This window comes from Streptomyces sp. NPDC051217 (assembly GCF_044455465.1).
Lineage (GTDB): Bacteria > Actinomycetota > Actinomycetes > Streptomycetales > Streptomycetaceae > Streptomyces.
On the sequence record NZ_JBITEV010000001.1, the window covers coordinates 1,024,666 to 1,038,806 of the forward strand.

The window sequence follows — 14,141 nt, forward strand, 5'->3', positions numbered from 1 at the left end:
GGTCGGCGCCGGGAGTCCTCTTCCCCGGCGCCGACCCCCTGCCTGTTGGGAGTTCCTTCATCATGCGCGTTCCCAGACCCGTCGTACGGACGCTTGCCGCCGCTGCCGCCCTCGGCGCGGCCCTGACCGGCTGCACGGGCCACGCCCGGCCCGCGGCCGACGATGAGAAGCCGGGCGCGGCACTGAGGGTGGTGACCACCACCGAGATCCTCGCAGACCTTGTCCGCGAGGTCGGGGGTGACCGCGTGCAGGTCACATCAATCGTGCCGCCCGGCGGTGACCCGCATTCCTACGAGCCCACCCCGAGGGACGCCGACGCGGTCTCCGAGGCGGACGTCACCTTCACCAACCATTTGCTCCTCGAAGAGCACGCCCTGATCAAGACCGTGGATGCCAATGCCCGCAAGGGCACTCCGAACGTCTCGCTCGCCGAGGCGTCCGAGACGTACGGCGCGAACGTCATCCCGCTGGTCGAGGACGTCGGCCTGGATGTGGTCTGGCTCGGCCTGCGCGTGCGAGGGGATGGCGAAGCACGGGGTGCGACCCGTTCCTCCGACATCCTTCTCTCCGCCACCGACGTCCAAGGCCCTGGCGAGCTGGTCGCCTATCTGACCGAGTCCCTGGGCCGGCCGAAGATCTACTTCAACTCCGCGGACGGCTTCTCGGCGAAGGACTCCACCAGCCTGCCGCCGGCCGCCCACACCCACCTGAACTGGGCCTTCACCAAGCCCGGCGTGTACCGGCTGAGTCTTGAGGCGAAGCTGAAGAACCCCGACGACAAGGCGCCACAGCCGGTTGGGAAAGGCACGTTCACCTTCGCGGTCGGTGTTGACCCCCATACCGTTGCCGGGCCGGGGGACACCGTTCTTGACGAAGGACACACCGATCTGACGGTGAACGTCGACAACGGGAAGATGTCCGCCTTCACCGACCTGCGTACGAAGGGCAAGACGCAGGAGGAGATCCCGCCGGGAGACCTCGTCATCGACGTACCCAGCCGTGCGCTGGAGAAGGTGCCCGGCGAGAAGCGGTTCTCCTTCCTCGGCGCCCCCGGCGCCGAGATCTACCAGCTGCCGCAGGCCGTCCTGGGCAAGCATGTGCACGGCGAGATCGACCCGCACCTGTGGCAGGACGTGCAGAACGCCAAGGCGTACGCGCTGCTGATCCGCGACACCCTCAAGAAGCGGGACCCCGAGGGCGCCACGACGTACCACGCCCGCACGCGCACGTACGAGGAGCAACTCGACGAACTCGACGCGTACGTACGCGACCAGATCGCCGCGATCCCGTCCGGCCAGCGGCAGTTGATCACGACGCATGACGCCTTCGGCTACCTCGCCGACGCCTACGACATGACGGTCGCCGGCTTTGTCGTACCCAACCCGGCACAGGAACCCAGCGCGGACGACGTGGAGAAGCTGTCGCGCACCATCCAGAACCTGAAGGTCCGGGCGGTCTTCATGGAGCCGAACCTGGTACAGCGGGCCACCGTGCTCACCCAGGTCGCCAAGGACCAGCACGTCAAGGTCTGCACGCTCTACGGCGACGCCTTCGACGACAACGCCCAGCACTACACCGACATGATGCGGCACAACGCCGACGAGCTCCGCTCCTGCCTCGGAGGCACGAAGAAGTGAACACCACCACGGCACGCAGAGGCGTGGCGACCGCCGCCGCGACCCTCCTGCTGGCACTGACCCCGGCTCTCGCCGCGGCCGAGTCACCGACCCCCGGGGCCGAGTCCCACGCCGCCCCGGAAACCGGGAAGGGCCGCACCGTCGTCGGCGACGGCCACATCGACATGGGGCCGCGCTTCGACCACGGCCGGTGGACGGTGCAGGTCCGTGACGACACCGTCGAGCCCGCCATCTGGCGCGACACCACGGACGTCGTCCTCCAGGTCAACGACACCGCCAGGATCAAGGTCCCCGAGGACAAGGCGTTCAGCTTCCTCGGCACACCCGGCAGTCACATATGGCTGCTGCCGCAGGTCCAGCAGGAAGGCATCCTCTGGCCGGGCTGGAACAGCCAGGAACCCGAGGTCGCCGCCACCGTCGACCGGGAGGTGACCTGGCAGCTCAACGCGGTTGAAGGGCCGGGTGACTTCGTCCTCTTCCTCAATGGCAGCTTCGGCGCCCCGAGGATCCTCTTCGACGGGACCGCGAAGCTCCCGCAGGAGACCGGGATCGAGATCAACAGCCACGTTCACGGAAACTGGGCGTTCACCAAGCCCGGCACTTATCTGCTCGACGTGACCATGAGCGCGAAGACCAAGGACGGCAAGAGCCACCACGACACCCGAACCCTGCGGTTCTCCGTCGGCCCGCAGGACCCGGCGAAGGCATTCGTGGCCAAGCCGCCCGCCGAAAAGCCGTCCACACCGAACACCCAGGATCCGGCGGCGGAGCCGTCAGGAACGAGCGGTGACTCGACCGCCGGCCTGTGGTGGGGCGTCGGCGCCGCCACCGCGGTGGCGGCGATCTCCGGTGCGCTGGTGTGGCGCCGGGGCCGCGGCAAGGCAGTGGCGGACGGCCCCCCGGCCGACGACGACACTCGTGACGCCTCCCGCGCTGAAGGGGAGGGCCAGTGACCGACGACACCGCGACGGGGGCTCCCGCGCTCGACATACGCTCGGTCGCCGTCGAACTCGGCGGCCGCCTCGCCCTGAACGACATAGACCTCACGGTGCGCAGTGGCGAACTCGTCGGACTCATCGGCCCGAACGGCGCGGGCAAGACCACGCTGCTGCGCGCGGTCCTCGGCCTGCTCACCCCGCGCAGCGGAACCATCCGCCTCGAAGGGCAGCCCGTGGACCGCCGGCGGGGCACGGTCGGCTACGTACCCCAACGCCACGAGTTCGCCTGGGACTTCCCCCTCTCCGTCGAGAAGGCCGTCCTCACCGGGCGCACCCATCGGATCGGCTGGATGCGCCGCCCCCGGCACACGGACCGCGAAGCCGTGCGGGAAGCCCTTGAACGCGTGTCCATGACGGATCTGCGCCGACGACCGATCGGAGAACTCTCCGGCGGCCAGCGCCAGCGTGTCCTCGTCGCGCGCGCACTCTCCCTGCGCCCGAAACTCCTCTTGCTGGACGAGCCGTTCACCGGACTCGACATACCCACCCAGGAACTCCTCACCACCCTTTTCCAGCAATTGCGCGAGGAGGACAGGGCGCTGCTGATGACCACCCACGACCTCCCGGCGGCCGCGGACATGGCGACCCGGCTCTGCCTGCTCAACAAGACCGTGATCGCCGATGGGGCTCCTGAGACGCTGCGGGACCCGGCTGTGTGGCTGCGCGCCTTCGGCGTGACCAGATCCGACCAGCTGCTGACCTCCCTGGGAGTGACACGATGAGCGCGATCACCGACTTCCTGACCGGTCCGTGGGAGCACCTGTTCATGCGGCGGGCCTTCGCGGTCGCTGTCATGTGCGGCATCGTCTCCGGCGTCGTCGGCGCCCACGTGGTCCTGCGGGGCATGGCGTTCATCGGCGACGCCGTCTCCCACGCCGTCTTTCCCGGTGTGGCGATCGCCTTCGTCGTCCAATTCAATCTGGTGATCGGCGGTGCCATCGCCGGTCTGCTGACCGCTGTGGCGATCGCCGTGGTCTCCCAGAACCGCCGCCTGAAGGAGGACACCGTCATCGGCGTCTTCTTCGCCGCGGCCTTCGGGCTGGGCATCGTCATCCTCAGCACCGCCCCCGGCTACAGCGGTTCCCTGGAGTCCTTCCTCTTCGGGCAGATCCTCGGCATCAGCGACGGCGATGTCGTCACCGTCGCGCTCACGGGACTGATCCTGCTGTTCGTCGCGGGCGCGGTGCACAAGGAACTGGTCACCGTGAGCCTGGACCGCGAGACCGCGAAAGCCGCCGGACTGCCCGTCTTCGCCCTGGACATCGCCCTGTACGCGCTGGTCACCATCACCGTCGTGATCTCGCTCCAGGCCGTCGGCAATATCCTGGTCCTCGCCCTGCTGATCACGCCGGCGGCCTGCGCGCGTCTGCTCACCGACCGGATCGGCGTGATGATGACAGTTGCTCCCGCCATCGGTGCCGGTTCCGCGGTGACCGGCCTCTACCTCTCGTACGCCCTGAACCTGGCTGCCGGTGGCCTGATCGTCCTCGTTGTCACGGGCGTGTTCGTCCTGTGCTGGCTGCTTGCCCCTCACCACGGCCTCCTCATGTCAAGGCGCCACCGCGGGAAGGCAGTACACGAGCCCGAACAGGCGGCATTCGTGCCGGGGCCCTCCGCGACAGCGGAACAGGCGGCGCCGACCGAGCGCACTCCGGCGGGGTGAACACGGTGCACCGGGTGGTCCGAGGGGTGAGCGACGCGGCATTGACGCTGGGCATGGTGATGGTGCTTTTCGCCGTCTACCTGCTGTGGTGGACCAACCACGCCGCCCAGGCGCGGGCCCGCAGCGAGGTGGAACGGCTGGAACAGCGGTGGGGGCACCCTGGCGAGCCGGGCCCGGATCGCGCCACGGGATCGGAGGGCGCCCCCGGTAGCGGACAGGAACCGAACGCCCGCGGGCGCCGCGCGGACGATGGGCGCGACGCCACCGCCGCCGGCAGTAGTCAGAGACGTCGCCCAGCGAGCTCTCAGACGTTCGCGGTCCTGCGTATCCCCCGCAGCGGGCTGACCGCGCCGATCGCCGAGGGCGTCGACGAATACCTCGTCCTCGACCGTGGGTTCGTCGGTCACTACCCCGGGGCTGCCATGCCCGGCCGTTACCTCACGCTGACCACCTGCACCCCTGAATACACCTCCCGCTACCGACTGGTGGTCTGGGGCCGTCTGCTGGAGAACTGACGAGCACGACAACGTCCGGACATGAGTTGGAAGGAGGTCCCAGCGGTGAGTCGCACCCGGCCGAACTCCGAACGGGAGGGCGTGCCCAGCCGCCCGGCGACCGAGCGCAGGGCTGTGATCCTGAACGTACTCGCCGGTGTGGAAGGGTTTGTCACTGCCCCGCGGCTCCACATGATGATCAGTGCCCGGGGCATGGCGATCAGTCTGTCCACCATCTATCGCACCCTCACAGCCGCCGAATCGGAGGGGCTGGTCGAAGTGCTCCACCGGGGCGGCATCTGGGGGCGCGTCTACCGGTACGTGCCGCCGGTCCATGACCACCACCTGGTGTGCACGGCGTGCGGTGACAGTGTGCCCTTCACCTGCCGGGCACTGGAGGACTGGTTCGCCGGCATCGGTCCCCGGTACGGCTTCCGGGACGTACGCCACGCGATAAGCGTGGCGGGCACCTGTGCGCAGTGTGTGCCCACCGAGGACGCCTGAGAAGATGCGCCCCGCACATCCCGGACCAGCGGACACACCCCCGGGGCCGGGGCGAGCCTCGGCCCCGGGCGGCGGGATCAGCGGTCGCGGAACTCGGGCGACCGGTTGAGGATCTGCGAGCGCAGCGAGGTGAACTTCCTGTGCGTCTCGCCTCGGACCGCCTCGGGACGGAACACGGCGACGCGGTGGCGGTTCATGAAGGCCAGGCCGACACCGAAGTGCCGCTCCGGGCCGCCGCGGACGGCGTCGCTGGACAGCGTCCGAGGCAGCTGCCCGCGCTCCTTCTCCGATGGCGGCGGAGTGTGGTTGCCGGTCAACTCGGTGACGCCGCCGCGCAGCTCATCGACGAGGCTCGCGACGAGCGTGTAGGCGTACGGCAGAGAAGTACGGACGGTTTCCACGCAGTCTTCTTCACGGACCTCGCCGAGCTCGGCGTCGGCGGGCGGCTGCGGGGAGACGTCGAGTGGCATGACAGGTGGGTGTCCTGTCGCTCGGGGAATCGCGGTTTGCGAAGTGGGGGTCGGCCTGCTCGGCCAGGTCAGTGCCGGTGGCCTGGTTGGCCCAGGCTGCGGCGTTGCGCAGGTGGACGAGGGCGGGTGGCCCCTGACGTCTCAGGAACCACCCGCCATTCACGTGCGCGCCGTCCGTGGCGCAGTGCCTCGATGTCCGCGCGGTGAGGCGTGGCGGGGCCGGTAGGCGAATCGCCAGGACTCGGGAGTTCGGCGCGCGGTGTCCGCGTGGGACGGGTTCAGCTGCCGCCGCGATCAGTTCCCGGGAAGGGTCCGAGTGCGCTGCCTCGCCCCCGGGGGGCTCAGCCGACGGTGAAGTGGTAGTCCACGGGGGCGGAGTTCATCGTCGTGCCGTCGGTGAGCGTGCCCGTTGCCTGGAAGGTGAGTGTGTAGTCTCCCTCGGCCTCGAAGGCCCAGTTGGTGTGGTGGTGGGCGCCCGCGGAGACGTTCACGGAGTCGGGCAGGCCGTCCCCGCTGTCGAACCGCTTGACGGGGGCGGTGAGGTTCATGTCGTAGAGGCTGACGTCGGCGGGGCCGCTGACCGCGGTCAGCTTCAACTGGACGGAGTTGTTCTGGAAAGTGCCGGTCGGCACCTCGTGTGCGGCCCAGCCGGCGAACAGCAGATCGGGGTTCTCGGTCTGCGGAAGGATCCACACCGGGTCGCCGGGAGAGCCGAGGAAGGAGAAGGCGCTGTTGCCGGGCACGGCCATCTCCGCCTCCGGCTTGACGCGCAGTGTGACCTCGGCCGGGTCCCTCTCGACCGGGGTGCCGGTGGTCTCGTCGTGCAGACCCAGTTCGAGCGCGCCGCCCTCGTAGGCGATGTCGATGACATCGACGTGACCTTCGGACAGGGTGACGGCGGCGGCCTGGGCCGGAGCGGCGGCCAGGCCGATCGAGGCAGCGACCGCGCCGGAGAAGAATATGGCGCGAGTCAGGGTTCCGGACATCGAACCTCCTGTTGAGATGAAGTGGACATGCGGAACACTATCTGGAATGAAAACCATGTTCAATAATTTCCGGGGTGACCCACCTCTCAGGTGTGTGAGGGCGTTCGCGGGTGCGTGCCCCTCGACACGGTGGTCCAGCCCGAGGAGGGGCAAGCCCGGGTGTCTGCGCGCGAGCCGCGTAGGGACGGGACGCCGCCGGGTGACACCGCGACACCTCCGCGTCGAACCGGGTACAACCATCCGTGCCGTTGGAGGGTCTATCAAGTGTGAGCAAACCGCTCTCGGAGTCATAAGGGGGAAATTGTGGGAATCATGCGTAATGTCGCGTCCGCAGGAGCGTTGACCGCGCTGGTGGTGGGAACCACGGCCGCGTTCGGCGCCACCGCGCACGCCGCGCCCAACGTCACGCCGCAGGGAGTCTGCGGCAGCGGCTACAAGACCGTGAACTCGGCTCCCATCGGTTCATACGGCACGGTCTACCTCACGTACAACTCCGCGAACGGCAAGAACTGCGTCGCGACCATCCGCACCAACCCGGGCACCGCCAAGCTCATGTCGGCGTACATCTACGTGCCCGACACCGGCGAGTGGGCCGACGACTCCGGGAACTTCACGTCGTACGCGGGTCCGAGCCGTGTCTACGGCAAGGGCTACTGCGTCAGCTGGGGTGGCAACATCGCCAACGTGTACGTCTCGGTGGAGAACTCCAACTGCGCGGCCCTGAAGGAGCACCGGGTCACCACCGTCCGCTGACCCCGGTTCAGCCCCACGGCAGCGAGTTTCCGCGCCACCCCTGGGTCCGGCGTTCCGGACCCCACCGCAGACGTCTTGGGGAAGGCGTCCACGCGTCGCGGGGAGGCGCGGGAACTCGCGGCGGTTCGGCCGGTCAGGATTTCGAGTGAGAGCGGTGGACAGCCCGCTGGCTTGCGGACAGCGTCTCCCAGCGTCGAGAGGGGAACGCGGACGGTGTCACCGGCGCCCCGGTAGCCCTTGTCGGCCAGGCAGTCCACGCCGCGTGGGCCGGGGGTTGGCCCGGCTCCTCGTCCTGGCGGGCGAGGCGCTCCGTGCGGCGGAGGGTGACGCCGTCGCCCGCGCCGGCGGGCCGTGGTCGATGTCGACCGCCACCATCGACTCCCACACCGCGTTGCGGACCACCTCCTCCCGGTCCCGCGGCGCTATGAACGCCGTGTCCAGCCCCGGGCTCACGAGACAGACCTCCGCCCGCCCCGCTCACGCCACCGGCCCCTCGACACCCCGGCCCGTTCCCCCACAAGAGCCCCCTCGACACGGTCGGTTCCCGACATCAGTCGGGCGGTGTGACCGGCTCTACGGAGCACGACCACCGGATCACCTACCACGCGGGCGTGTCTACCGGCCACTGCGGAACTCTGGACTCCGTGTCCAGTACAGCCACGTGGGCGGTTACAGCGCCGGCTTCGCTGAGCAGTTGGGATGCGGCTTCGGTGGCCCAGCCCTTGACGAGGCCCGAGGGGTCGAGGGTTCCGGCGGGGACGATGCTGAACCAGCCGTCGGTGACATCGGTGGCCCGCGCGCAGAGGGACAGGACTTGGTGGACTTGGGGAGGGCAGTCGTCGAGTCGGATGTCGCCCCGGTCGAGGCGGCTGATGTGGCTGTCGGGTTGGTAGGTGGAGAACACGGCGTCGACGTCGTGGAGTTGCCGCACGGCTTCGGCGAGGGCGTCGTGGATGGTGGTGGTGGGCTTGTCCCGGATGTCGAAGGAGAAGACGGTGCCCATGACGTGTTCGACGTGGCGCAGCCCGTGTGTGGTGTCAGGCATGGGCTTGGTCCAGGGCGCTCTGCAGGGACTGGATGTAGCCCTGGCTGGTGTAGCTGGCTCCGGAGACGGCGTCGATGTGCGCGCTCTGGGCGCCGATCGCCTCCTGGGTGAGGCGGGGCAGGGCGTAGGAGCTGATCTGCTGGTCCCTGCCGCTCTGGTCCGGGGCCTGGACCACCTTGACGGCGGTGATCTTTCCGTTGGAGAGGGTGGCGGCGACCTGCACGGTTCCGTACCGGGTGTTGATGGGATCCCCGGTGAACGTGCCTGTGCCCGACGTGCCCGACGTGCCCGACGAGGAGGACGTGGGGGTACGGGCGTCCACTCCGGCGAGGGCGGGGAGTTGGTGGGGTTTGAGGGCCAGCAGCGCGACGATCAGGGCGCTGGTTCCGGTGGTGGCGAGGATTGCTCGGCGCATGGCGGTTGTCCTCAGAGTGCGAACGACTCGTGGTGGATGCGCCGTGCCGGGACGCCGGCTTCGCGCAGGGCAGGGATGGCGGTCTGTGTCATGCCGGGCGGACCGCAGAGGTAGACGTCGTGTGCGGCCAGGTCCGGCACCAGGGTGGTCAGGCCCCGGGCGGTGAGCGGTGAGGAGTGCGCGGCGGGCTCGTCGACGACGTAGTGCACAGTGGCCTGGCGGCGGGCGGCTATGGCGTCGATCTCGCCGCGCAGGGCGAGGTCGTCGGGGCGGCGGGCCCGGTAGACGAGGGTGACCTGGCCCGGCAGCGTCTCGAAGAGCGTGCGCAGGGGGGTGATGCCGACGCCACCGGCCAGGAGCAGGACTTTGGGAGCCGTGCGGCGGTTCGCGGTGAAGCCGCCGTACGGTCCCTCTGCCCACACCCGGGTGCCGGGCGGGAGGTGGGCGAGCGCGGCGCTGTGGCCACCGGCGGTTTTCACGGTGATGCGCAGGTGGTGAGGGTGGGCGGGGGCGGACAGGGAGTAGGGGTTGGCGGTCCACCACAGGCCGCGGACCAGGAAGCGCCAGCGCAGGAACTGCCCCGGCTCGCCCCCCAGTTCGTCGAGGTGCTCGCCGGTGAGGTGGACGGAGACCACGCCCGGTGCCTCGGGGCGGACCGCGGTGACCCGCAGCCGGTGGCGCAGTCCGCGCCGGACGGGGACGGCGAACCGGTACCAGGCGATCAGCGTGGCGACGCCGAGGAAGAGCGTGTACCAGGCCGCCTGGGCGGCGCGGTTGCCGACGAAGTCGGCTCCGTTGGAGAGCTGGTGTCCGAAGGTGAGGAAGACGGCCAGGTAGGTGGCGAAGTGGAGGTAGTGCCAGGTCTCGTAAGTCAGCTTGCGCCGGGCCGCGCGGGCCGAGAGGACCCCGGTGGCCAGGAACAGCAGGAAGCCGGCGGTGCCCTTGAGGAGGTCGGGGTAGTCAAGGACGAGTGTGGAGGTCTGGCCCACCACACTCGTGTGCGAGGCCAGTGAGTAGCCCCAGACGATCAGCAGGGTGTGGGCGAGGGCCAGGGAGATGGTGCAGCGGCCTCCGAGGGCATGCCAGCGGGCGAGCCGGTCCGTGCCGATCGTGTGGTCCAGGAGCGGGACACGGGCCATCAGCGCCAGCAGGACCGCACAGGCGTAGCCGGCCAGGAGCCCGGTGATGCGTCCAGCGCCGGTGAGCCAGCCCGCCGGTCCGACCACCGAGGTGGTATCGCCCCACCACAGGGCGAGGACCCCCCCGGCGCCGGCCCAGATCACCAGCGGCGCGAGGAAGGGCACGGCACTTCGGCGCGGACGCCGGTGGCGCAGCCCGCGGCTCGCGTACATGGTGGCCATGAGTCTCCTCGGATGAACCGGGTGAACCGGGTGAACCGGGTGAACCGGATGAGACCGGCTCCGGCGACGGGCGGCCAGCCTCACAGCCCAACCTCTGCGTACCTTCTGAAACCAGCCCGCCGGCCGGTCCGAGGACCTCCCTCGGCGCCGATTCAGAGGGAACTCAGAGTCACGTCTCACCCGTCGGCCGCCCTCGGCAGGGGATGCTGAAGGAACCATGGACGAGCCGCGTAAGACATCCCTTCTGCACCGCCCCGACGGAGAGCCCGTGCGGGTGCTGGTCGTGGACGACGAGCCCGATGTCACCGAGGTCCTGGCCGGGGTCCTGACCGCCGAGGGCTGGCAGGTCCGCACAGCATCCGACGGCGCGACCGCTCTCACCACCGCCCGCGACTTCCGGCCCGACGCGGTGGTCCTGGACTGGATGCTGCCCGACCTCGACGGCCTGCGGATCATGCGCGAGCTGAGGCGCGAGGCGCCCAGCGTGTGCGTGCTGTTCCTGACCGCCCGCGACGCTGTCGAGGACCGCGTCGCCGGCATCACCGCCGGCGGCGACGACTACGTCACCAAGCCCTACAGCCTGGAAGAAGTCCTGGCCCGTCTGCGCGGGCTCCTCCGGCGGGCCGGCATGGCCACCGGGCAGGGCCAGAACTGGCTGACCGTCGGAGACCTGGCCATGGACGAAGAGGCCAGGGAGGTCAGACGCGGCGGTGCCGTCGTGGATCTGTCGCGCACCGAGTTCGAACTCCTGCGGTTCCTCATGCGCAACCCGCGCAGGGTGCTGTCCAAAAACCAGATCCTCGACCGGGTCTGGGCCTACGACTTCGGCGGACACGCCCACATCGTCGAGCTCTACATCAGCTACCTGCGCAAGAAGATCGACGCCGGACGCGCCCCGATGATCCACACGGTGCGCGGCGTCGGCTACGTACTCAAACCGGAATCCTCGTGAAGCGGCTGCCGCCGCGCACTCTGCGCGGCCAGCTCACCGCCGGACTCGTCCTGCTGCTCGCCCTCGCGTGCCTCGTCGTCGGCATCACCACCGCCCTCGCTCTCCGGGGCTTCCTGATGGGGCGCCTCGACGAACAGCTCACCGCGTCCGGTGGTCGCTTCGCCGCCAGCCTGGAACACGAAGCCGAACCCGACGCCGACAACCACCCCGACACGCGCGGTCAGGCCGAATCGACCGTCGGCGCCCGCCTGCTGGACGGCGCCGTCACCCAGGCAGCCGTCGTCGACGACGCGACCGACCGCCCCCTCCAGCTCACCGCCGGGGATCGGCGGGCCCTCGCGGGTGTCCCCGTGGACGGAGACGGACACAGCATTCACCTCTCCACTCTCGGGGCCTACCGCGTCAGTGCCGTCCGCGGCGACGACCGGGACATCCTCATCACCGGGCTGCCCCTCCATCCCGTGGAGGAGACCGTTCACCGCATCGAAGCGGTCGAAGCCGCACTCTTCGGCGCCGCCCTCGCGGCCACCGGCATCGCCGGGGCCCTGTGGGTACGCGCTTCGCTGCGGCCCCTCCAGCGGGTCACCGCCCGGGCGGCGGAGGTGGCCGGGCTGCCGCTCGCCAGCGGCGAGATCGCCATGCCGGGACCACTGCCCGACACCGACCCCCGTACCGAGGTAGGCCAGGTCGGCACCGCCCTCAACCACATGCTCGGCCACGTCGAGGACGCCCTCACCCAACGTCAGACGAGCGAGGAGAGACTCCGGCACTTCGCTGCCGACGCCAGCCACGAACTGCGCACCCCCGTCGCCAACATCCGCGGCCACGCCGAACTGGCCCTGCGTCACGACGGCCCCGTCCCCGCCGAGGTCCGCCACGCCCTGGAACGTATCGACGGCGAGTCGCAGCGCATGACCCGCCTCGTGGACGACCTGCTCCTCCTCGCCCGTCTGGACGCGGGACGCCCCCTCGAACATGAGCCGGTCGATCTGACGCTGCTGATCCTGAACGCGACGGACGACGCACGCGCCGCGGCCCCCGGCCACCACTGGCTCCTCGACCTTCCCGAAGAACCGGTCACGGTCACCGGCGATGCCCACAGGCTCCAGCAGGCCATCGGCAACCTCCTTGCCAACGCCCGCACCCACACCCCGCCCGGCACCGATGTGACGATCACTCTCACCACCGACCGGACCGACACCACCGTGAGCGTGAGCGACAACGGACCGGGTATCCCCGAAGAGCTCCAGCCCGAAGTCTTCGGCCGGTTCGTCCGCGCCGACCACTCCCGCTCCCGAAGCACCGGAAGCACAGGTCTCGGCCTCGCCATCGTCCACGCCGTGATCACCGCCCACGGCGGAACCGTTACCGTCGCCAGCGGCCCCGGACACACGACCTTCCGCCTGACACTCCCCGGCTGACACCCGCGTGCGAGGCCAGGCGCACCACCACCGGCGTGTTGCTGATACGTCGTCAAGACGGCGGCTGACAGCCTGAAGCAGGAACCGGCGGCGTCCGCGTGTCCCGTTTTTTCTTGGAGGATGGCAGATGACGGGACAGGTGAGCGGGCACGACGAGCCGCACGGCCGGTCCATGGGCCGACGGCTGAACTGGTTGCGTGCCGCGGTACTGGGAGCGAACGACGGTGTGGTGTCCACAGCGGGTCTGGTCATCGGTGTGGCCGGCGCCACCACCTCGCATACGGCTCTGCTGACGGCGGGGCTGGCCGGACTGCTGGCCGGCTCGATGTCGATGGCGGTGGGCGAATACGTCTCCGTCAGCAGCCAGCGGGACTCCGAACGCGCCTCACTGCGGCTGGAGGAGCGGGAACTGGCGGAGACTCCGGAGGCCGAGCTGGATGAGTTGACGGGGTTGTACGAGGCGAAGGGGCTTCCGTCCGCGCTGGCGCGGATGGTGGCTGAGGAGTTGACGGCGAGGGATCCGCTGGCCGCGCATGCGGACGCCGAGCTGAAGATCGACCCGGACGCGCTGACGAGTGCCTGGCAGGCGGCGGGGGCGAGCTTCGTGTCCTTCACTGTCGGCTCGCTGATGCCGCTGCTCGTGATCCTGCTGCTGCCGGCGTCGTCGCGGGTGGTTGTCACAGCCGTTGCCGTCCTCGTCGTTCTCGCGGCCACGGGGGCGGTCAGCGCACTGCTGGGCGGGGCTCCCCCGCGGCGGGCGGTGCTGCGCAACGTCTTCGGCGGAGCACTCGCCATGGCGGTCACCTACGCCGTGGGCCTGGCCCTCAGCTCAGCCGGCGGCTGAACGCGGGAACTGGCCGCACGGGCCAGAGGTCGGCGTCACAACTTGCCGAACCCGTGTGGACCTTCGCCTGTGACGGCCAAGGTGCCTGCCATGATCTTCATCATGGGGATACACATCGCACCGGCCGAGATGGCCGACTTCCACCAGGTCCTGACTGATCACACCCGTTACTGGGGTGAACGCGACCTTCGGTCGCTGCATCTTCTGGCGCTGGTGCAGGAGTTCGGTTCCACCTGCTTGGTTGCCCGGGCCGAGGACGGAATCCGTGGGTACATCTTCGGGTTCGTCACCCCGGAGGGCACCGGGTACGCGCATCTGATCGCCACGCGGGACGACGCCCGTGGCACCGGTCTCGGGCGTCGTCTGTATGCGGCGTTCGCTGAAGCAGCGGAACGTCACGGTGCACGGCAGCTGAAGGCGATTACGTCAATCGAGAACACCGGCTCGATCGCCTTCCACCGCCGCCTCGGCTTCCACACGAAGACCGTCGACGACTACAACGGCCCCGGCCGGGCCATGGCCGTCTTCCACCGAGATCTGCCACTCAACGTCTCGCGGCCCTGACCGCCCGCCCGGTCGCGGATCCAGACATCACCGG

At 69.6% G+C, this 14,141-nt stretch carries 16 protein-coding genes and 1 pseudogene; 11 read left to right on the forward strand and 6 right to left on the reverse strand.

Translation table 11 applies throughout. The annotated features are described in order from the left end of the window. The first annotated feature begins 62 nt into the window (after nt 1-62). The 6 genes from ACIBBB_RS04640 to ACIBBB_RS04665 are packed head-to-tail and all read left to right on the forward strand — an operon-like array spanning nt 63 to nt 5,296. Complete coding sequence (locus ACIBBB_RS04640) at nt 63-1,637, forward strand: anchored repeat ABC transporter, substrate-binding protein (RefSeq protein ID WP_398978606.1); 1,575 nt, start codon at nt 63-65, stop codon at nt 1,635-1,637. Further along, nucleotides 1,634-2,590 (forward strand): TIGR03773 family transporter-associated surface protein, encoded by a 957-nt coding sequence (locus ACIBBB_RS04645; RefSeq protein WP_398978608.1) that lies wholly within the window; start codon nt 1,634-1,636, stop codon nt 2,588-2,590. Before ACIBBB_RS04640 ends, ACIBBB_RS04645 begins: the two co-directional genes overlap by 4 nt. Further along, nucleotides 2,587-3,357 carry an anchored repeat-type ABC transporter ATP-binding subunit gene (locus tag ACIBBB_RS04650; RefSeq protein ID WP_398978610.1) on the forward strand — a complete coding sequence of 257 codons (771 nt, stop codon included), beginning with the start codon at nt 2,587-2,589 and terminating at the stop codon, nt 3,355-3,357. The genes ACIBBB_RS04645 and ACIBBB_RS04650 overlap by 4 nt, the downstream gene beginning before the upstream one ends. Further along, a complete protein-coding gene (locus tag ACIBBB_RS04655) occupies nt 3,354-4,298 on the forward strand; it encodes an anchored repeat-type ABC transporter permease subunit (RefSeq protein WP_398978612.1) in 945 nt (314 codons plus the stop codon). Before ACIBBB_RS04650 ends, ACIBBB_RS04655 begins: the two co-directional genes overlap by 4 nt. A 26-nt stretch (nt 4,299-4,324) precedes the next feature. Beyond that, complete coding sequence (locus tag ACIBBB_RS04660; protein WP_398978615.1) at nt 4,325-4,813, forward strand: hypothetical protein; 489 nt, start codon at nt 4,325-4,327, stop codon at nt 4,811-4,813. Between the two features lie 45 nt (nt 4,814-4,858). Continuing rightward, a complete protein-coding gene (locus tag ACIBBB_RS04665) occupies nt 4,859-5,296 on the forward strand; it encodes a Fur family transcriptional regulator (RefSeq protein ID WP_398978617.1) in 438 nt (145 codons plus the stop codon). A 77-nt stretch (nt 5,297-5,373) separates the two neighbouring features. Here the strand turns inward: ACIBBB_RS04665 and ACIBBB_RS04670 are convergent, their stop codons facing one another. Both ACIBBB_RS04670 and ACIBBB_RS04675 read right to left on the reverse strand, forming a co-directional pair. Further along, nucleotides 5,374-5,766 carry an SCO5389 family protein gene (locus tag ACIBBB_RS04670; RefSeq protein ID WP_398978619.1) on the reverse strand — a complete coding sequence of 131 codons (393 nt, stop codon included), beginning with the start codon at nt 5,764-5,766 and terminating at the stop codon, nt 5,374-5,376. Nucleotides 5,767-6,107: 341 nt separating this feature from the next. Beyond that, nucleotides 6,108-6,752 (reverse strand): choice-of-anchor M domain-containing protein, encoded by a 645-nt coding sequence (locus tag ACIBBB_RS04675; protein ID WP_398978621.1) that lies wholly within the window; start codon nt 6,750-6,752, stop codon nt 6,108-6,110. A gap of 312 nt (nt 6,753-7,064) precedes the next feature. On the opposite strand from ACIBBB_RS04675, the gene ACIBBB_RS04680 reads away from it, so the two are divergent. Then, nucleotides 7,065-7,505, forward strand: a complete 441-nt coding sequence (locus ACIBBB_RS04680; RefSeq protein ID WP_398978623.1) for a spore-associated protein — start codon at nt 7,065-7,067, stop codon at nt 7,503-7,505. Nucleotides 7,506-7,785: 280 nt separating this feature from the next. Here ACIBBB_RS04680 and ACIBBB_RS04685 read toward each other — a convergent pair. The 4 genes and pseudogenes from ACIBBB_RS04685 to ACIBBB_RS04700 form a co-directional block, all read right to left on the reverse strand. Beyond that, nucleotides 7,786-7,958: pseudogene (locus ACIBBB_RS04685) on the reverse strand (AraC family transcriptional regulator); the annotation flags it as partial. Between the two features lie 145 nt (nt 7,959-8,103). After that, the gene (locus ACIBBB_RS04690) at nt 8,104-8,550 is read right to left on the reverse strand and encodes an FAD:protein FMN transferase (RefSeq protein ID WP_398978625.1); all 447 of its coding nucleotides are present in this window, start codon (nt 8,548-8,550) and stop codon (nt 8,104-8,106) included. Beyond that, nucleotides 8,543-8,965, reverse strand: coding sequence for an FMN-binding protein (locus ACIBBB_RS04695; protein ID WP_398978627.1), 423 nt, complete (start codon nt 8,963-8,965; stop codon nt 8,543-8,545). Before ACIBBB_RS04695 ends, ACIBBB_RS04690 begins: the two co-directional genes overlap by 8 nt. 11 nt (nt 8,966-8,976) lie before the next feature. Continuing rightward, a complete protein-coding gene (locus ACIBBB_RS04700) occupies nt 8,977-10,326 on the reverse strand; it encodes a ferric reductase-like transmembrane domain-containing protein (RefSeq protein ID WP_398978629.1) in 1,350 nt (449 codons plus the stop codon). Between the two features lie 217 nt (nt 10,327-10,543). Between ACIBBB_RS04700 and ACIBBB_RS04705 the strand changes: the two genes are divergently transcribed. The 4 genes from ACIBBB_RS04705 (at nt 10,544) to ACIBBB_RS04720 (ending at nt 14,107) form a co-directional block, all read left to right on the forward strand. Further along, entirely contained in the window at nt 10,544-11,278 is a 735-nt protein-coding gene (locus ACIBBB_RS04705; RefSeq protein WP_398978631.1) for a response regulator transcription factor, read from the forward strand. Further along, on the forward strand, nt 11,275-12,699 hold the full coding sequence (locus ACIBBB_RS04710) for an ATP-binding protein (protein ID WP_398978633.1): 1,425 nt from the start codon (nt 11,275-11,277) through the stop codon (nt 12,697-12,699). The genes ACIBBB_RS04705 and ACIBBB_RS04710 overlap by 4 nt, the downstream gene beginning before the upstream one ends. Nucleotides 12,700-12,826: 127 nt before the next feature. Further along, nucleotides 12,827-13,543, forward strand: a complete 717-nt coding sequence (locus ACIBBB_RS04715) for a VIT family protein (protein ID WP_398978635.1) — start codon at nt 12,827-12,829, stop codon at nt 13,541-13,543. Between the two features lie 90 nt (nt 13,544-13,633). After that, a complete protein-coding gene (locus tag ACIBBB_RS04720; protein WP_398978636.1) occupies nt 13,634-14,107 on the forward strand; it encodes a GNAT family N-acetyltransferase in 474 nt (157 codons plus the stop codon). Nucleotides 14,108-14,141 lie beyond the last annotated feature (34 nt).

Bases quoted from the DNA above. Each gene is read 5' to 3' on its own strand.
- ACIBBB_RS04700 (WP_398978629.1), bottom strand. From the start codon at position 10,326: ATGGCCACCATGTACGCGAGCCGCGGGCTGCGCCACCGGCGTCCGCGC.
- ACIBBB_RS04680 (WP_398978623.1), top strand. From the start codon at position 7,065: ATGCGTAATGTCGCGTCCGCAGGAGCGTTGACCGCGCTGGTGGTGGGA.
- ACIBBB_RS04705 (WP_398978631.1), top strand. From the start codon at position 10,544: ATGGACGAGCCGCGTAAGACATCCCTTCTGCACCGCCCCGACGGAGAG.
- ACIBBB_RS04715 (WP_398978635.1), top strand. From the start codon at position 12,827: ATGACGGGACAGGTGAGCGGGCACGACGAGCCGCACGGCCGGTCCATG.
- ACIBBB_RS04720 (WP_398978636.1), top strand. From the start codon at position 13,634: ATGATCTTCATCATGGGGATACACATCGCACCGGCCGAGATGGCCGAC.
- ACIBBB_RS04640 (WP_398978606.1), top strand. From the start codon at position 63: ATGCGCGTTCCCAGACCCGTCGTACGGACGCTTGCCGCCGCTGCCGCC.
- ACIBBB_RS04675 (WP_398978621.1), bottom strand. From the start codon at position 6,752: ATGTCCGGAACCCTGACTCGCGCCATATTCTTCTCCGGCGCGGTCGCT.
- ACIBBB_RS04695 (WP_398978627.1), bottom strand. From the start codon at position 8,965: ATGCGCCGAGCAATCCTCGCCACCACCGGAACCAGCGCCCTGATCGTC.
- ACIBBB_RS04690 (WP_398978625.1), bottom strand. From the start codon at position 8,550: ATGCCTGACACCACACACGGGCTGCGCCACGTCGAACACGTCATGGGC.
- ACIBBB_RS04670 (WP_398978619.1), bottom strand. From the start codon at position 5,766: ATGCCACTCGACGTCTCCCCGCAGCCGCCCGCCGACGCCGAGCTCGGC.
- ACIBBB_RS04655 (WP_398978612.1), top strand. From the start codon at position 3,354: ATGAGCGCGATCACCGACTTCCTGACCGGTCCGTGGGAGCACCTGTTC.